16 protein-coding genes and 1 pseudogene are annotated in these 16,803 nt (G+C 76.4%); 12 read left to right on the top strand and 5 right to left on the bottom strand.

What is annotated here, in order from left to right; translation table 11 throughout:
• Positions 1-29: 29 nt before the first annotated feature.
• Genes IEY75_RS10190 through IEY75_RS10180 form a run of 3 tightly spaced genes read right to left on the bottom strand, consistent with a single transcriptional unit; the run spans position 30 to position 3,717 of the window.
• Complete coding sequence (locus tag IEY75_RS10190) at positions 30-2,123, bottom strand: SIR2 family protein (RefSeq protein ID WP_189114026.1); 2,094 nt, start codon at positions 2,121-2,123, stop codon at positions 30-32.
• 3 nt (positions 2,124-2,126) lie between these two features.
• On the bottom strand, positions 2,127-3,374 hold the full coding sequence (locus IEY75_RS10185; RefSeq protein ID WP_189114025.1) for a YqgE/AlgH family protein: 1,248 nt from the start codon (positions 3,372-3,374) through the stop codon (positions 2,127-2,129).
• Between the two features lie 4 nt (positions 3,375-3,378).
• Positions 3,379-3,717, bottom strand: coding sequence for an effector-associated constant component EACC1 (locus IEY75_RS10180; protein WP_189114024.1), 339 nt, complete (start codon positions 3,715-3,717; stop codon positions 3,379-3,381).
• 165 nt (positions 3,718-3,882) lie between these two features.
• On the opposite strand from IEY75_RS10180, the gene map reads away from it, so the two are divergent.
• Positions 3,883-4,740, top strand: a complete 858-nt coding sequence (gene map, locus IEY75_RS10175) for a type I methionyl aminopeptidase (protein WP_189114023.1) — start codon at positions 3,883-3,885, stop codon at positions 4,738-4,740.
• A 2-nt stretch (positions 4,741-4,742) separates the two neighbouring features.
• On the top strand, positions 4,743-5,456 hold the full coding sequence (locus IEY75_RS10170; RefSeq protein ID WP_189114022.1) for a VIT1/CCC1 transporter family protein: 714 nt from the start codon (positions 4,743-4,745) through the stop codon (positions 5,454-5,456).
• A 10-nt stretch (positions 5,457-5,466) separates the two neighbouring features.
• Here the strand turns inward: IEY75_RS10170 and IEY75_RS10165 are convergent, their stop codons facing one another.
• Positions 5,467-5,907: a ferritin-like domain-containing protein gene (locus IEY75_RS10165; protein WP_189114021.1), complete on the bottom strand. Its 441-nt coding sequence runs from the start codon at positions 5,905-5,907 to the stop codon at positions 5,467-5,469.
• Positions 5,904-6,587, bottom strand: coding sequence for a hypothetical protein (locus IEY75_RS21470; protein ID WP_373290250.1), 684 nt, complete (start codon positions 6,585-6,587; stop codon positions 5,904-5,906). The genes IEY75_RS10165 and IEY75_RS21470 overlap by 4 nt, the downstream gene beginning before the upstream one ends.
• Positions 6,588-6,837: 250 nt before the next feature.
• On the opposite strand from IEY75_RS21470, the gene rimP reads away from it, so the two are divergent.
• From rimP to truB, 10 genes and pseudogenes are all read left to right on the top strand, one after another.
• Positions 6,838-7,512, top strand: a complete 675-nt coding sequence (rimP, locus tag IEY75_RS10155) for a ribosome maturation factor RimP (protein ID WP_189114020.1) — start codon at positions 6,838-6,840, stop codon at positions 7,510-7,512.
• Positions 7,509-8,561: a transcription termination factor NusA gene (nusA, locus tag IEY75_RS10150; RefSeq protein ID WP_189114019.1), complete on the top strand. Its 1,053-nt coding sequence runs from the start codon at positions 7,509-7,511 to the stop codon at positions 8,559-8,561. The genes rimP and nusA overlap by 4 nt, the downstream gene beginning before the upstream one ends.
• A gap of 200 nt (positions 8,562-8,761) precedes the next feature.
• Positions 8,762-9,082: a YlxR family protein gene (locus IEY75_RS10145; protein ID WP_189114018.1), complete on the top strand. Its 321-nt coding sequence runs from the start codon at positions 8,762-8,764 to the stop codon at positions 9,080-9,082.
• A 93-nt stretch (positions 9,083-9,175) separates the two neighbouring features.
• Positions 9,176-9,380, top strand: a pseudogene (locus tag IEY75_RS21550) (translation initiation factor IF-2 N-terminal domain-containing protein); the annotation flags it as partial.
• A complete protein-coding gene (gene infB / locus IEY75_RS10140) occupies positions 9,380-12,226 on the top strand; it encodes a translation initiation factor IF-2 (RefSeq protein WP_444544007.1) in 2,847 nt (948 codons plus the stop codon). The pseudogene IEY75_RS21550 and the gene infB, both read left to right, overlap by 1 nt.
• Positions 12,227-12,302: 76 nt before the next feature.
• Positions 12,303-12,596: a DUF503 domain-containing protein gene (locus IEY75_RS10135; protein ID WP_189114016.1), complete on the top strand. Its 294-nt coding sequence runs from the start codon at positions 12,303-12,305 to the stop codon at positions 12,594-12,596.
• A gap of 204 nt (positions 12,597-12,800) precedes the next feature.
• Entirely contained in the window at positions 12,801-13,295 is a 495-nt protein-coding gene (gene rbfA, locus IEY75_RS10130; RefSeq protein WP_189114015.1) for a 30S ribosome-binding factor RbfA, read from the top strand.
• Positions 13,292-14,320, top strand: a complete 1,029-nt coding sequence (locus IEY75_RS10125; protein ID WP_189114014.1) for a DHH family phosphoesterase — start codon at positions 13,292-13,294, stop codon at positions 14,318-14,320. The genes rbfA and IEY75_RS10125 overlap by 4 nt, the downstream gene beginning before the upstream one ends.
• Before the next feature lie 168 nt (positions 14,321-14,488).
• Positions 14,489-15,862, top strand: a complete 1,374-nt coding sequence (locus IEY75_RS10120) for an MATE family efflux transporter (protein ID WP_229789508.1) — start codon at positions 14,489-14,491, stop codon at positions 15,860-15,862.
• Positions 15,859-16,755, top strand: coding sequence for a tRNA pseudouridine(55) synthase TruB (gene truB / locus IEY75_RS10115; protein WP_189114013.1), 897 nt, complete (start codon positions 15,859-15,861; stop codon positions 16,753-16,755). Before IEY75_RS10120 ends, truB begins: the two co-directional genes overlap by 4 nt.
• Positions 16,756-16,803: the final 48 nt, after the last annotated feature.

The raw sequence follows: 16,803 nt of genomic DNA, 5'->3' as shown, positions 1-16,803 counted from the left end.
CGCCGACCCCCGCAGCGGAACCCCTGTCGTCAGGGTCGCGCCGGCCCGTCGCCGGGCGAGGCGGGCAGGTACAGGCGCGAGACCCGCTCGGCCACGGTCCGTAGTGCCGCGGGGTCCTCGCGCACCGCCTCGCGCACCGACGCCCAGCAGTCCAGCCGGTGCTGCCCGATCGTCGGGGTCTGGTGGGCCGTCAGGTACAGCGGCAGCAGCACGGCGTGCTGGACCAGCCAGTGCAGGTACCCGCCGTGGGCGTCCCAGTCCGGCAGCGCGTGCGCCCGGGTGAGGTGGTCGGCCAGTTCGTCCGGTTCGGTCCAGCGCAGCATCAGCGAGTCGTTGCTGAGGCTCTCCGCCCGGGGATTGCACAACTGGTGCAGGTCGTAGTCGAACACCTCCCGCCACAACTGCCAGAACGGCCGCTCGTCCTGGCCACTGAGCGTGATCACCGCATGGCTCGGCCGGTCCAGGAGCAGGTGGTTCAGGTGCGCCCACACGGTCAGCGGGGTGAGCAGCCGGCGCGCGTTGGTGGCCAGCAGCGCCTGCACGACCGCCGGGCCGGCGTCGATCAGCCGCTCGACGGGGACGTCGGGCAGCACCTTGGTGGCGACCAGCACGCTGTACAGGGACGGGTTGCGCTCGCCGTACGCCTCCTGCGCCACCGCCCACGGCCGGACCGGGCGCAGCAGGGCGCTCGGGTCGGCGACGACGTCGTGCCGCTCCACGAAGTCCTGCAGCGACACGATCTGCGGGGGCGCCGCGTCGGGCACCAGGGCGAACCAGCGGCGCAGGTCGGCGGTGAACCGGTGGGTGTACCGGTAACGCTGGGTGACGCCGAAGTCGTCCAGGCACACCGTCACCGGCACCCCGCGCGCCGACAGCGCGGCGGCGGCGAGCGCCTGCACGGCGTGGATCAGCGACGCGCTCTCCCGCAGCCGGATCGGCCAGTACAGCAGCCCCGGCGCGACCGGCGGCGTGTCCGGCGGCTGGTGGAACTCCCAGCCGAAGCGGCGGTCCAACTGCTCCAGCAGGTCCCGGGCGCCGGCCGGCGGGGTGTTGGTCGGCTCGGAGACCAGCTCCCGCTCCCAGCCGCGCTGCCGGTACCGGCGCCGCGTCCGCGGGATCCGCGGCTGGGCCGGCACCCCGAGCCGGTCGGCGAGCGCGGGGAACAGCAGGTCGGCGGCGACGTCGCCGAACACCAGCGGGCTGCGGTGGTCGGTCAGCGCGGCGGTCAGCCGGTCGCGCTGCGCCTGCGCGAGCGCCGGGTCGGCCTCGTGCAGCGCCCACACCACGGTGGCCCGGTGGCTGACCTGGCGCAGCGCGCGCAGGAACGCGTCGTCCGCGCCGCCGTACCCGACCACGCAGACCGTGTCGCCGCGCAGCAGCCGGGCCAGCGCCGCCGAGTGGCCGGCGCCCGCCCCCCGCAGCCGGTGCGGGTCGTGCAGCATCCCGCGCCGCTCGGCCGGGCGGACGGGGCGCCAGTACCCGTGCAGGTGGAAGATCCGCACGGCGTCCGCGGCCAGCAGCGGCGTGGGCGCCGTCCCCTCCTCGGTCAGGGTCAGCGGGCTGGCCCGGCCGCCGGCCCGGCGGATGGCGATCTCCACCAGCGGGTCGAAGTTCGTGGTCAGCAGCCGGTTGCCGAACTGCGCGGGCCGCCGGGCGAGCAGCCGGCCGAGCGCGGCGACGCCGTCCGGGATCCGCCAGGCGTCCAGGTCGGCTTCCAGGCGCTCGCCGATGCGGTTGTCCAGCCGCTGCCAGACGCCGTGGGTGGCCAGGGCGGAGTGCGCGCGCACGCTGGGCTGGTAGGCGTGCAGGACGGCCTCCTGCGCCACCACGTCGAACTCGCTGCCGGCGATCCAGCTCGCGAAGGCCTGGTGGTACGCCCGGTACACCGCACCCGGGGCGTCGCCGGCCGCGCGGGCCTGGGCCAGCGCGCCGGTCAGCTCCTCCAGGTCGTCGCGGCCCTCGGCGTAGTCGTCGGCGAGGGCGAGCATGTCGGCGACGCCGGGGACGGCGGGCACGCTGATTCCCGCGCCCACGAGCAGCGTCAGGTGCTCGCCGCGCCGGACGGCGTGGGCGAGGTGGTCCACCAGCGCGTACGAGCCGGCTCCGGTCGGTGGGGTGCTCATGGGCTACGTCTGCAACTCGTGCCAGAGTTCGCCGGGCCGGGGGGAGAACGGGGCGTCGGGCGCCTCCTCGACGACGTGCAGCAGGCCCGACTCCAAGTCGGACTCCAGCTCGCCGGGTCCCCAGCCGAGGTAGCCGGCGCACAGCCGCAGGTCCCCGATGTAGCTGTCCATATCGCTGGGGTCGGCGGACAGCGCCAGCGTGCCGAGCCGCCCGGCGACCGGCGTGAACCGCGTCGGCGCGGCGGCGTCGGGCCGTAGCTGGGCCAGTGCCAGGTACCCGGGGGTGTGCACCGGGCCGCCGTCGAAGACGACCGGGGGGTCGCTGAGCAGGTGCTCCCAGTGGCCGGCCACGGCGGCGGCCGGCTGGGCGGTGGGCTGGTTGAGGCGGACGGCGACCGCGCCGCACTCGGGGTCGTAGCGCAGGATCAGCAGAACCGCCTCGCGCAGGTCCGGCCCGGTCACGTGGGGGGCGGCGACGAGCACCCGGCCGGCCAGGTCGTGGCTGTGCAGGGCGGCGTTGCGGACCAGCGGGATGTCGTCGCCGGAGTTGCGCGCGCGGACCTCCGGCCGGGGGTACCCGGCGTTGAGCAGCCGGTCGCGCAGTGTCTCCCAGATCGTCTTGACGTCCAGCAGCCGCGGTCCGCCGGGCAGCCCGGCGCGCAGCAGCCCGACGAGCGCGCCGGTGAACGCGGTGAACGGCTCGCCCGCCGGTGCCCGCGCCGCCTCGGTGGCGGCCGCGGCCACGAGCAGGCAGCTCTTGTCGATCCGGGCCTTGTCGGCGAGCATCGCCGACCCGGTGTGCGGCGCGGACATCTCGGCCCGGCCGGCGTAGCAGCAGTCCAGGATCACCACGCGGCGGTCGGCCGCGCTGCGGCGCACGTTGCGCCGGACCCAGTCGTAGGGCACCGCCGTGGCGTGCATCGCGGTCGGGACCGTGTCGCGCAGCGCCAGGAACAGGTCCCGACTGTCCACGTCGACCAGCCCGTGCCCGGCGAAGTACACCAGCAGCAGGCCGCCCGGCCGCACGGCCCCGGCGGCCTCGGACAGGGCGATGTCGACCTCGCGCGGGGTCACCGGGTCGAGCAGCAGCCGGCAGTTGTCGGCGGGCAGGCCCCACAGCAGCGGGTCGCGCAGCGCCCCGCCCACGCCGTCGAGGTTGCCGGCGACCGCGGGCAGGGCGGGGAGGTGGTCGTAGCGGGCGGTGCCGATGAGCACCGCCCGCGACGCGCTCGGATCGGCGAGCCGGGCCATCGGGTCAGGTGCCGCCCAGCTCGCGCACGGCGGCGGCGAGCGTGGCGGGGTCGTCGGACTCGACCGTCACGCTGGCGCCGTCGGGCCGCACCGCGGTGAGCCGGACCGTCGGCCGGACCGGCCGCGACTGCCGCCACTGGGCGACGGAGACCAGCAGCGCGCCGAGCGCGATGGCGTTGCCGACGGCGAACTGGAGGACGTCGGTGGTCGCGGACATGCTGCCGGGGGCGGGCGCCGCGGGCACCGGCGACGCCTCCGGCGGGACGCCGGGGTCGGCGGCGATCCAGTGGGCCAGGTCGAGGGCGGCGTCGATGCCGCCGTCGGTATGTACGTGGATGTCCATCCGGCGGTCCTCCCCGCGCTGGCCGGGTGCGGTGAGCGACTTTATCCGAGACTGCGCCCCGATGTCACCAGTGTCGGGTTCCCCTCGTAACGACGACATGACACGACGTGAGGCCCCGGCGCGACCGCGGCCCGCCCGCCGGCGCCGCGACGCTACGCTGGCGGGATGAGCGACCGCGCCCCGATCACCCCCGGCACCCAGACGCCGCCGCGCCCCGTACCCGGGCACATCGCCCGGCCCGAGTACGTCGGCCGGCCCGGGCCGCGGCGCTGGACCGGCTCCCACGTGCAGACGGCGGAGACCATCGAGAAGATGCGGGTGGCCGGCCGGGTCGCGGCGCAGGCCGTGCAGCTCGCCGGTGAGCACTGCAAGCCCGGCGTCACCACCGACGAGGTCGACCGGGTCGTGCACGAGTTCCTCTGCGATCACGGTGCCTACCCGTCGACCCTGGGCTACAAGGGTTTCCCGAAGTCCTGCTGCACCTCGCTCAACGAGGTCATCTGCCACGGCATCCCGGACTCCACGGTGATCCGCGACGGCGACATCGTCAACGTGGACGTCACCGCGTTCCTGCACGGCGTGCACGGCGACACCGACGCCACGTTCTGCGTCGGCGACGTGGCGGAGGAGGCCGCGCTGCTCGTCGCGCGCACCCGCGAGGCGATGATGCGCGGCATCCGCGCGGTCGCCCCGGGCCGGCAGCTCAACGCCGTCGGCCGGGTCATCTCGGCGTACGCGCGGCGGTTCGGCTACGGCGTCGTCCGGGACTTCACCGGCCACGGCATCGGCGAGGCGTTCCACAGTGGCCTGTACGTGCCCCACTACGACAACCCCCAGCTCGACGTCGTGATGGAGCCGGGGATGACCTTCACGATCGAGCCGATGATCACACTGGGCACCCACGAGTACGAGCTGTGGGACGACGGCTGGACGGTCGTCACCGCCGACCGCCGGTGGACCGCGCAGTTCGAGCACACCGTCGTCGTGACCGACGACGGCCACGAGATCCTGACCCTCCCGTAGGGATGCCCGGCCCCCTGCCCGCGGCCGCCCACCGGGACCACCACGCCGACGTCAGCGGCGGCTGGCTGCGCGCCGCGACCTTCGGCGCCATGGACGGCCTCGTGACGAACATCGCCCTCATCGCGGGCGTCGGCGGCGGCGGGGTCGCCGACCGCACCCTCGTCCTCACCGGCGTGGCCGGCCTGGTGGCCGGCGCCGTCTCCATGGGACTCGGCGAGTTCACCAGCGTCCGGGCGCAGAACGAGCAGATCGCCGCCGAGGTGGCCAAGGAGCGCCGCGAGCTGGAGCGGTTCCCCGACGCCGAGGCCGCCGAGATCGCGGGAGTCTGGATCGCCCGCGGCCTGCCCGCCGCGCTGGCCCACCAGGTCGCCGACGTCCTGAAGCGGAACCCCGCCGAGGCCCTGCGCGTGCACGTGCGGGAGGAGCTGGGCGTGGACCCCGACGCGCGGCCGAGCCCGTGGACGGCGGCGACATCCTCGTTCGCCTGCTTCTCGGTGGGCGCGCTGGTGCCGCTGCTGCCGTACCTGGTCGGGCTGCCGCACCTGTGGCTCGCACTCGCGGTCGGCGGTCTGGGTCTGTTCGCCGCCGGGGCGCTCGTCGCGCGGTTCACGGGGCGGTCGCCCTGGGGCTCCGGCGTGCGCCAGCTCGTCCTCGGGGCGGCGGCGGCCGGCGCGACGTACGCGATCGGGGCGTGGATCGGCGTCGGCGCCGCCTGAGCGGCCCGGCTCAGCCCGCCGGGCGACCCGGGAAGACGACCGTGGACGGCGCCTGGCCGCTGTACCGGCGCCAGCGGGCCGCCCACAGCGCCGACTCCGTCAGCCCCGTCAGCGCGAGCTGGCGGGCCGGCCCCTCCGTCACGCCGAGGGCGGCCCGCCACAGGCCGGCCGTGCGCTCCTCGACGTGGACGGCGAGGCGGCGGGCCGCGGCGGCGTCGGCCACGGCGAACGGCAGCGCGTACGCCGGCCGGGCGGCCGGCGGGTTGCCGCCGTCGGAGTCCAGGCGCAGCAGCAGGGCGTCGCGGCGGTCCCGGTGGGCGGCCTCCGCGCGCCGGGCGACCGCCGCCTGCGCCGCCGGCAGGCGGACCCCGAGCGCGCCGTACGCGTAGATGGCGGCGTGCTCGCCGGCCAGCGTCTCGGCGAGCCGCTGCTGGGGCAGGGGCGCCGTCACGGCAGGACCTCCAGGTGCGTGGCGCGGGCCGCGGCGATCTCGCCCAGCAGCGTCGCCCGGACCCCGTCGGCGCTCAGGCACGCCGCCGCGGCCGCCCGCTGGGCCGCCTGCTCGGCCCGCCGCAGCGCGGCGACGCCCGGCGCGGCCGCGCCGGCGTCCGGCGCGGGCGTCCCGGCGCCGGCCCCGATCGCCGCCCGCAGCGCGGCGGCGTGGGCGGTGTGGGCGGCGTGCACGGGCTCCAGGCGCGCGGCGAGGGCCGGCTGGGCCGCCATGGTCCGGCCGTACGCCGCGACCAGCGCGTCGGTCTCCGCCAGCAGCGGGGCGAGCGGGTGCGGCGGCGCCGGGTCGTCGCGGAACAGGCCGCAGCCGCCCACCCCGGCCAGGGCGGCCAGGCCCACCGCCCCGAGGACCGCCCGCCGCGGGGTGGCGCGCGGCGCCGTGGCCCGCGGCGCGCCGGTACGCGCCGGCGCCGCGGGTGGCAGCGCCGCGCAGCGCAGCGGCCCGGCGGGCAGCGGCTCCGCGGGTGGCAGCGTCGCGGGTGGCAGCGTCGCGGGTGGCAGCGTCGCGTGTGGTGAGCTGGCGCGCGGCGCCGCGGCGGCGGCACCGCGGGCGGGGAGGGCGGAGGCCGGCCGGGCGGCCGCCGGGGCGGTGCCGGGCGCGGCGGCGTGGTGGCGAGACATCGCTCTCCAGTGAACACCATCGGCCCCGCCGCACCGTGCCCGCGCCACCCCGGTGTGTGATGTCGGCGGAGTCCCGCTGGCTTGCCGTCCGCCGCTGGGGCGCGCGCGTTAGGCTCTGCGTGGCCGTCGGGGATGCCCCGGGGGCCGCGTCTCGCGTCGCCAGGCACGGGCGCGGATGCGGGTCGGGGCGGCGTCGGTGGACCGACGGGGCGGACAGTGCCGACGCCCGGCGAAGGGGAGTGCAGTCGTGATGTCACGCGGTCGGGCCGGCGGACGCCCCGCCGAGTCGCGCTCGGGTCGCTCGGGGGCGGCGCCCGGCCGGGCGGCCGGCGTCCGCGGCGAGGCGGCGGCGCGGGTACGCACCCAGCACGGCGGCGGCTCCGAGGCCACCCGGCGTGACCGGGTCCGCGCCGTGGTCGAACCGGTCGTCGTCGCCGCCGGCTGCGACCTGGAGGACCTGACGCTGTCCCGGGCCGGCCGCCGCAGCGTGCTGCGGGTGGTCGTCGACGCCGACGGCGGCGTCTCGCTCGACGACGTCGCCGAGGTGTCCCGGGCGGTCTCCCAGGCCCTGGACGCCGCCGAGGAGGCGGGCAGCCCGCTGTTCGACGGCGAGTACAGCCTGGAGGTGGGCTCGCCCGGCACCGACCGGCCGCTGCGCCTGCCCCGCCACTGGCGGCGCAGCGTCGGCCGGCTGGTGAAGGTGACCCGGCGCACCGACGACGGCGACACCGCGCTGACCGGCCGGGTGGTGGCCGCCGACGACGCGGCGGTCGTCCTGGACGTCGACGGGGAGCACCAGAGCTGTGCGTACGACCACCTGGGCCCGGGCCGGGTCCAGGTGGAGTTCCAGCGGATGGACGAGATCGCCGACGAGGACCTCGACCAGATCGCCGCCGACGAGGATGAGGAAGGTGACCTGAGGTGAACATCGACCTCGCGGCGCTGCGGGCGCTGGAGCGGGAGCGGGAGATCCCGTTCGAGACCATCCTCGGCGCGATCGAGACGGCGCTGCTGACCGCGTACCGGCACACCGAGGGCGCCCAGCCGCACGCCCGCATCGACATCGACCGCAAGACCGGCGCCGCCAGCGTGCTGGCCCAGGAGACGGACGCCGAGGGCGCCGTGGTGCGGGAGTACGACGACACCCCGCACGACTTCGGCCGGATCGCCGCCATGACCGCCAAGCAGGTGATCCTGCAGCGGCTGCGGGAGGCCACCGACGACGCCCACTTCGGCGAGTACGTCGGCCGCGACGGCGACCTGGTGACCGGGGTCGTCCAGGCGCACGAGGCGCGACTGGAGAAGGGCATCGTCTCGATCGACCTCGGCAAGCTGGAGGCGGTACTGCCCCAGGCTGAGCAGGTGCCGGGCGAGAAGTACCCGCACGGCCAGCGCATCCGCGCCGTCGTCGTCCACGTGACCCGCGGCTTCCGCGGCCCCCAGGTCACCGTGTCGCGGTCGCACCCGAGCCTGGTCAGGAAGCTGTTCGCGCTGGAGGTGCCCGAGATCGCCGACGGGACGGTGGAGATCGCCGCCATCGCCCGCGAGGCGGGGCACCGCACCAAGATCGCCGTGCGCTCGACGGTGTCCGGCGTCAACGCCAAGGGCGCCTGCATCGGGCCGATGGGGCAGCGGGTCCGCGCCGTGATGAGCGAGCTGCACGGCGAGAAGATCGACATCATCGACTGGTCGGACGACGCCGCCCAGTTCGTCGGTAACTCGCTGTCACCGGCCAAGGCGCTCAAGGTCGAGGTGGTGGACGCCGGTGCCCGGACGGCGCGGGTGACCGTCCCGGACTACCAGCTCTCGCTGGCGATCGGCCGGGAGGGGCAGAACGCGCGGCTCGCGGCCCGCCTGACGGGCTGGCGGATCGACATCCGCTCGGACGCCCCGCCGGCCGAGCCCGCCCCGGCCGAGGGCGCGGCGGGCGGCGACCGGGGTGCCGACCCGCACGCGCTCGCCGACGCAGAGTGAGGGACGGGCCGGGAGCGGACCGGCCGACACGATCACGGGGCGCGCGGGGTAGACTCCCACTGACGCGTGGCGCGCCGTCCGACGGCCTGCCATCTCGTGACGGCCCCTCTGACGGTTCGCCATCCTCTGGCCCGTCAGCCTCCGGTTCGCCCGTCCGCTCGACGGCGGGGCCCACCGGGGCGACGGAGAAGCCTGTCAGGATGTGTGTGGGGTGTCGGGAACGCGCCCCCGCGTCGCAACTCGTACGTGTCGTCGTCCGCGATACGGTCCCGGGCTGGTCCGTCCAGCCCGACCCGCGGCGGCGACTGTCGGGCCGAGGTGCGCACCTGCACCCCGACCCGGCCTGTCTCGCGCTGGCGGAGCGGCGCCGCGCCTTCGGGCGCGCGTTCCGCAGACCTGGGGTCCCCGACACCAGTCCGCTCGCCGAGCACCTCCGGGCGGTCAGCGCGCCGCCCGGAACCACAGACGGTGGCGGCCTTCACGGCGCACCTGAGACCAGCAAGGTAGGACGACCGACATGAGCACACGATGAAGTCGCTCAGATGACCAGGCTTCAAGTGCACGATTGAGGTCGCTGCGGGCTGTCCGCACGACCTCGCACAGTGAGGAGTGCAGTGGCAGGCAAGGCCCGCGTACACGAGCTCGCCAAAGAGCTCGGGGTCGAGAGTAAGACCGTTCTCGCCAAGCTCAAGGAGATGGGCGAGTTCGTCAAATCCGCATCCAGCACCGTCGAGGCCCCCGTTGCCCGACGGCTGCGCAACGCGTTCGTAGCCGGTTCGTCGCCCGCGACCCCCGCCCCGGCGGCCCCCGCGGCTCCCGTGGCTCCGGCGGCCGGGGCGGCTGCGTCCGCCGCCGCCCCGGCGGCGCCCGCGGCGCCGCAGGTGTCCGCGAGGCCGGCGCCCCCGCGTCCCGGCCCGAAGGCCGCGGCTCCCCGGCCCGGCCCCAAGGCCCCGGTGCCGGGTCCGCCCGCGCCGAAGGTCGTGACCCCGGCCCCGGCGGCGGCGAAGAGCGCGCACGACATCGAGGTCGAGGCCGCTGAGCAGCGCGCCGCGGCCCTCAAGAAGGAGCAGGAGGCGGCCGTCCGCGCCGCCAAGCAGCGGCAGGCCGAGGGCCGGCCCGGCGGGGAGTCCGGCGGTGCGGCGGGGACGTCGCCGCGGCCGGGCCCCGGCTCGATGCCGCCCCGGCCCGGCTCGCCGGCCGCCATGCCGCGGCCGAGTGGCCCGGGTGCGCCCGGCCAGCCGGGTGCCGGCGGCGGCGCCGGCCCGCGACCGGGTCCCGGCGGACGTCCGCCGGCCCGCAGCGGCGGCAACAACCCGTTCGGCATCACGCCGGGCAGCCCGCGGGCGGGCGGGGCACCGCCCCGTCCCGGCGGCGGCGCGCCCGGAATGCCCCCGCGGCCCAGCCCGGCCTCCATGCCGCCGCGGCCGAGCCCGGCGTCCATGCCGGCGCGGCAGCCGGGTCGGCCCGGCGGCGGCCCGGCCGGCGGCCGGGGTGGTCCCGGCGGCGGTCGCGGCGGTCCCGGTGGCGGCGGCGGTGGCTTCCGCGGCGGTCCCGGTGGCGGCGCCGGTGGTGCCGGTGGCGGCTACCGCGGCGGTCCGGGCGGCGGCGCCGGCGGCGGCGGTGGCTACCGCGGCGGTCCCGGCGGCGGTGGCGGCGGTGCGCCGGGTGCCGGCGGCGGCTTCCGCGGCGGTCCCGGTGGCGGCGGCCGGCCCGGTGGTGGCGGCCGCGGCCGCGGTGGCGGCGCCGCGGGTGCCTTCGGGCGTCCCGGCGGCAAGCCGGCGCGCGGGCGCAAGTCGAAGAAGCAGCGCAGACAGGAGTTCGACAACCTGTCGGCCCCGACGATGAGCTCGGGCGCCCCGCGCGGTCAGGGTCAGACGATCCGGCTGTCGCGCGGTGCCTCGCTGTCGGACTTCGCCGACAAGATCAACGCGAACCCGGGCTCGCTCGTCCAGGAGATGTTCAACCTGGGCGAGATGGTCACGGCGACGCAGTCGTGCTCGGATGACACGCTGCTGCTGATCGGCGAGCACCTCGGTTTCGACGTGCAGATCGTCAGCCCCGAGGACGAGGACCGCGAGCTGCTCGCGCAGTTCAACATCGACCTCGACGCCGCGGTGGCCGAGGACCGGCTGGTCAGCCGGGCGCCGGTGGTGACCGTCATGGGTCACGTCGACCACGGTAAGACCAAGCTGCTCGACGCGATCCGCAAGGCCGACGTCGTCGCGGGTGAGGCCGGTGGCATCACCCAGCACATCGGCGCGTACCAGGTGCACGTCATGCACGACGAGGTGGACCGGGCGATCACCCTGATCGACACCCCGGGTCACGAGGCGTTCACCGCCATGCGTGCCCGCGGCGCCCAGGTCACCGACATCGTGATCCTGGTCGTGGCGGCCGACGACGGCGTGATGCCGCAGACCATCGAGGCGCTCAACCACGCCCGGGCCGCCGAGGTTCCGATCGTGGTCGCGGTGAACAAGGTGGACAAGCCGGATGCCAACCCGGACAAGGTGCGCCAGCAGCTCACCGAGTACGGGCTGGTGGCCGAGGAGTACGGCGGCGACACCATGTTCGTCAACGTCGCGGCCAAGCCCGGCACCGGCATCGACGAGCTGCTCAACGCGGTACTCCTGACCGCCGACGCGTCGCTGGAGCTGACCGCTCCGATCGACGGCCCGGCGCAGGGCGTGGCCATCGAGGCGCACCTGGACAAGGGCCGCGGCGCCGTCGCGACCGTCCTGGTGCAGAAGGGCACGCTGAAGGCGGGCGACTCGATCGTCGCCGGTGGCGCGCACGGCCGCGTCCGGGCGATGCTCGACGACAACGGCCAGGCCGTCACCGAGGCGGGCCCGTCCCGGCCGGTGCTGGTCCTGGGTCTCACCTCGGTGCCGAGCGCGGGCGACACGTTCCTCGCGGCCTCGGACGACCGCACGGTGCGGCAGATCGCGGAGCAGCGGCAGGCGCGGCGGCGGGCGGCGAGCTTCGCCAACTCCCGCGGCCGGGCGACGCTGGAGAACTTCATGGATCAGATCAAGGAGGGCGAGAAGAGCTCGCTCACCCTGATCCTGAAGGGCGACGTCTCCGGTTCGGTCGAGGCCCTGGAGGACGCGCTGTTCAAGCTCGACATCCCGGAAGAGGTTCAGCTCAAGATCCTCGACCGCGGCGTCGGCGCGATCACCGAGAGCAACGTCATGCTGGCGTCGGCCTCGGACGCGATCATCGTGGGCTACAACGTCCGGGCGCAGGGCAAGGGCATCGAGACCCTGGCCGAGCGCGAGGGTGTGGAGATCCGGTACTACACGGTCATCTACCAGGCCCTGGAGGAGATCGAGGCGGCCCTGAAGGGTCTGCTCAAGCCGGAGTTCGAGCAGGTCGAGCTGGGCTCGGCGGAGGTCCGCGAGGTCTTCCGTTCGTCCAAGATCGGCAACATCGCCGGCTGTATGGTCCGCTCGGGGATCCTGCGCCGCAACGCCAAGGCCCGGCTCGTCCGGGACGGCGTCGTGGTGGCGGACAACCTCACGCTGTCCAGCCTCAAGCGGTTCAAGGACGACGCCACCGAGGTCCGCGAGGGCTTCGAGTGTGGTCTGACGCTGAGCAACTACAACAACATCCAGGTCGGCGACACCATCGAGACCTTCGAGATGCGGGAGAAGCCCCGCGCCTGACCCGGATGTGACGACGTACGAGGGCGGGTGCCGACCGGCACCCGCCCTCGGCGCGTCTGCCGTAGCGTGGGCCACCATGTACACGGCTACGGCGGAGTTCGACGTCCTGCTGCCCGACGACGCGCGGTCGCTGAAGGGCAAGCGCGGGTACGTGCGGCCGATCATCGCCGCCCTGCGCCGCTTCGAGGTGGCCGCCGCCGAGGTGGGGGAGCTGGACCTGTACGGGCGCGCGCGGATCGGGGTCGCCGCCGTGGCGGCCGGTCCGGGCCAGGTCACCCACGTGCTCGACACGTGCGAGCGGGCCGTCGCCGGGCGCCCGGAGATCACGCTGCTGTCGGTCCGGCGGCGGCTGTACGGCGCCGACGACTGACCGCCCGCGGCCCGGCCGGGACCGGGGTGTCGCCACGCAGCGCGCCGGCCGCCGCCGCCGGCCGCCGGGTAGGGTCGACGTAGCGGGAACCCCGGCCCGTGGGCCACTCCCGCCGGTAGGGCGTCCGTCCGCGCGGCACTGCACCCGCGGGTCCGGCGCCAGCGAGACGGAGACGGGCGTCAGCGAGAGTGGAGGTGGTCGCGGATGAGCGACCAGGCCAAGGTACGGCGGCACGCGGAGCGGGTGAAGGAGCTGGTGGCCTCGGTGGTCCGCACGCAGATCAAGGACCCGCGGCTGGGGATGCTGACGATCACCGACGCCCGGTTGACCGCCGACCTGCGCGAGGCCACCGTCTTCTACACGGTCCTCGGCGACAGCGCCGCCCAGGCCGGCACCGCCGCCGCGCTGGACAGCGCCAAGGGCATGGTCCGCAGTACCGTGGGCAAGGCGCTGGGCCTGCGCCACTCGCCGACGATCGCCTTCGTGCTGGACGAGGTGCACGACCACGTCCAGCACATCGACGAGCTGCTGGAGGCGGCCCGGGAGGCCGACGCCGAGGTCCAGCGCCGGGCGGCGGGGGCGCGCTTCGCGGGCGACACCCAGCCGTACCGACTAGAGTCCGATGTGGACTCCGACGACGGCGCGGACGCCGGGCCCGGCGCCGCCGACGCGGCGGAGAGCATGGAGGGTCGACGGTGACCGAGGACGAGGTGGCCCCGGCGTCCGGGATCGCGGCCCCGCGGTGGCGGGCGGCGGTGGATGCGGTCCGCGCGCTGCCGCCCGACGCCGCCGTCCTCCTGGTCTGCCACGTCAATCCGGACGGCGACGCGCTCGGCAGCATGCTCGGCGTCGGACTGGCGCTGCGGGCCGCCGGCTTCACCCGGCTCCAGGCGACCTTCCCGGGCCCGTCGACGCTGCCGGTCCCGTTCCGGCAGATTCCCGGTCTGGAGCTGCTCGTCGATGAGGACGACGCCGTCGCCGCGCCCGACCTGCTGATGTGCTTCGACGCCGCCAGCCCGGCCCGGCTGGGCAGGCTGGCCGGCCGGCTGGAGACCGCCGGGGTGTCGGTGGTGCTGGACCACCACGCGTCCAACGGCGGCTTCGGCACGCTGCCGCTGATCGACCCGCACGCCGCGGCCACCTCGGTGGTGGCGGCGGAGCTGCTGCGCCGGCTCGACTACCCGCTGGACGCCCGCATCGCCGAGTGCCTCTACATCGCGCTCGTGACCGACACCGGCTCGTTCAAGTTCGACCTCACCACGCCGGCCGTGCACGAGCTGGCGGCGCGGCTGCTGCGCACCGGGCTGCGGCCGGGGGAGATCTCGCAGCGGGTTCTGGACTCGCGGCCCTTCGGCGCGGTGCGGCTGTTCGGCGACGCGCTCAGCCGGGCGGAGCTGGAGCCGGCGGCGGCCGGCGGCGCCGGCCTGGTCTGGGCGTACGTCACGCTCGCCGACCTGGCCACCCACCGGCAGGAGCCGTACGTCATGGAGGCGCTGATCGACTCGGTCCGCGGCGCCGCGGAGGCCGATGTCGCCTGCGTCCTCAAGCAGCTCGGCGAGCGGGAGTGGTCGGTGTCCCTGCGCAGCAAGGGCGCGCGCGACGTCGCCGCGGTCGCGGTCGCGCTCGGCGGTGGCGGGCACCGCCTGGCCGCGGGCTTCACCGGACGCGGCACCCGGGACGAGGTGCTGGCGCGCCTGCGGGAGTCCCTCGCCACCGCCTCCTGAGCCGGCCGGCCACCGCCCTGCTGACCCTGCCGGCCGCGGTCTCCTGACCTAGCCGGCCGCGGCGACCGACGCCGCGATCCGTCAGGCCCGCGCGGAGCGCGGGCCTGTGGGTGCGGTAACGGGTCTCAGGGGTAGTCAAACCTTACGGCCCGGTGGGATATTGGCGCGGTGAGCGCCGCCGCCGGTCCGCCGGCCACCCCGTCTCCCGGCCTCGGCCGGCTCGTCCGGCTGGCGCTGCCGACCCTGGTGATCCTCGCCGCCGAGCCGCTGTACGTCCTGGTCGACAGCGCCGTCGTCGGCCACCTCGGCCGGGACGCCCTCGCGGCGCTGGCCCTGGGCGGCAGCGTGCTGACCGTGGCCGCCTGGTTCGGCACCATCCTGGCCTACGGGACCACCAGCCGGTCCGCCCGGCGGTTCGGCGCGGGGGACCGCGCCGGCGCCGTCGCCGAGGGGGTGCAGGCGACCTGGCTGGCGCTGGGCCTGGGGGTGGCGCTGGCCGTCGGCGCGATCTGGGCCGCCGGCCCGCTGGCCGCCGCGCTCGGCGGCGGCGACCCGGCCGTGGTCGAGGGCGCCGCGGACTGGCTGCGGATCGCCGCCTGGGGCGCGCCGGGAATCCTGCTGACGATGGCCGGCAACGGCTGGCTGCGCGGCGTGCAGGACACCCGGCGGCCGCTGCGGTACGCGCTGGGGGCCAACGCGCTGTCGGCGGCGGCGTGCCCGCTGCTGGTGTACCCGGCGGGGCTCGGGCTCGTCGGGTCGGCGTGGGCCAATGTCGGGGCGCAGAGCCTCGGCGGGCTGCTGTTCCTGCGCGCGCTGCTGGCCGAGCGGGTACCGCTGCGCCCACGGCCCGGCCTGCTGGCCGGCCAGCTCCGGCTGGGGCGGGACCTGCTCGTGCGCGGCGCGGCGATGCAGGGGTCGTTCCTGTGCGCCACGGCCGTCGTCGCCCGGTTCGGGTCGGCGCCGCTGGCCGCCCACCAGATCGCCATCCAGCTCTGGATGTTCTGCGCCTTCGTCCTGGACGCGGTGGCGATCGCCGCGCAGGCCCTGGTCGGCGAGGCGGTCGGCGCCGGCCGGCCGGGCGACGCCCGGGGCCTGGCCCGCCGCAGCGCGCTGCTGGGCCTCGGCACCGGCACCGCCGCCGCGGTCGTCCTCGCGGCGGTCGCCACGGTACTGCCCCGCGTGTTCACCCCCGACCCCGCGGTCTGGGCCGCGGCGCGCGAGGCGTGGCCCTGGTTCGTGGGGATGCAGCCGCTGGCCGGGGTCGTGTTCGCCCTGGACGGCGTGCTGATCGGCGCCGGGGACGCCGGCTACCTGCGGACCGTCACCGTGGTCAGCGGGGTCGGCGTGTTCGTCCCGGCCAGCCTCGCGGCGGCGTACGCCGACCTGGGGCTGGGCGGCGTGTGGGCGGGCCTGACCCTGTTCGTCGTCGCCCGGCTCGCCCTGCTCCTGCTGCGCGTCCGGCGCCCGGACTGGCCGCCGCCGCCCGAACCCCCGGACCGGCCTGCGCGGCGCCGCGGGGGCAGTGGCAGGCTGTCCCGGTGAGTGGGGACGGATTGGTCATCGTGGACAAGCCGGCGGGCTGGACGTCGCACGACGTCGTCGGCCGGATGCGCCGCCTGGCGCGCACGCGCAAGGTCGGCCACGGCGGCACCCTCGACCCGATGGCCACCGGGGTCCTCGTCGTCGCGGTCGGCCGCGCCACCCGGCTGCTGACGTACGTCGTCGGCGCCGACAAGTCCTACGCCGGGACGATCCGGCTCGGCGAGGCCACCGTCACCGACGACGCCGAGGGCGAAACCACCGCGCGGGCGGACGCCTCGGCGGTCACCGACGCCGGGATCGCGGCCGGCCTGGCCGCCCTGACCGGCGAGATCGACCAGGTGCCGAGCGCCGTCAGCGCGATCAAGGTGGACGGGGTGCGGGCGTACAAGCGGGTGCGCGAGGGCGAGGAGGTGGCGCTCGCCCCGCGCCGGGTCACCGTGCGCCGCCTGGCGGTCGACGCGGTGCGCCGGCCCGGCGCCGGGGTGGTGGACATCGACGTCGACGTGATCTGCTCCTCCGGCACGTACATCCGGGCCATCGCCCGGGACCTCGGCGCGGCCCTGGGCGTGGGCGGACACCTGACGGCGCTGCGGCGGACCGCCGTCGGCGGCTTCACGCTCGCCGAGGCGGCGACGCTGGAGGCACTCGCCGCCTCGGCCGGGGACGCGCCGGTGACCGGTACGCCGATGGCGGCCGCGGCGCGGCGCTTCCTGCCGGCCCGCGAGGTGACGGCGCAGGAGGCCCGGGTGCTGTCGCACGGCGGCCCGCTGGAGCCGGCCGAGGTGCCGGTCGACGGGCCGTACGCCGCCATCGGGCCGGACGGCGCGCTGCTCGCGGTCCTGCGCGACCGGCAGGGTCGCGCCCGCCCGGAGGTCGTGTTCGCGGCGGCGTAGCCCGGTGACGGCGGGGCGGCGGCCCGCCCGGTTCGTCGGCGCCGGTCA

The sequence above is a fragment of the Pilimelia terevasa genome, assembly GCF_014647915.1.
In the GTDB taxonomy this organism is placed as follows: domain Bacteria; phylum Actinomycetota; class Actinomycetes; order Mycobacteriales; family Micromonosporaceae; genus Pilimelia; species Pilimelia terevasa.
Note: the sequence above shows the minus strand (reverse complement) of the source record. Positions and strands in the feature narration are given on the sequence as shown.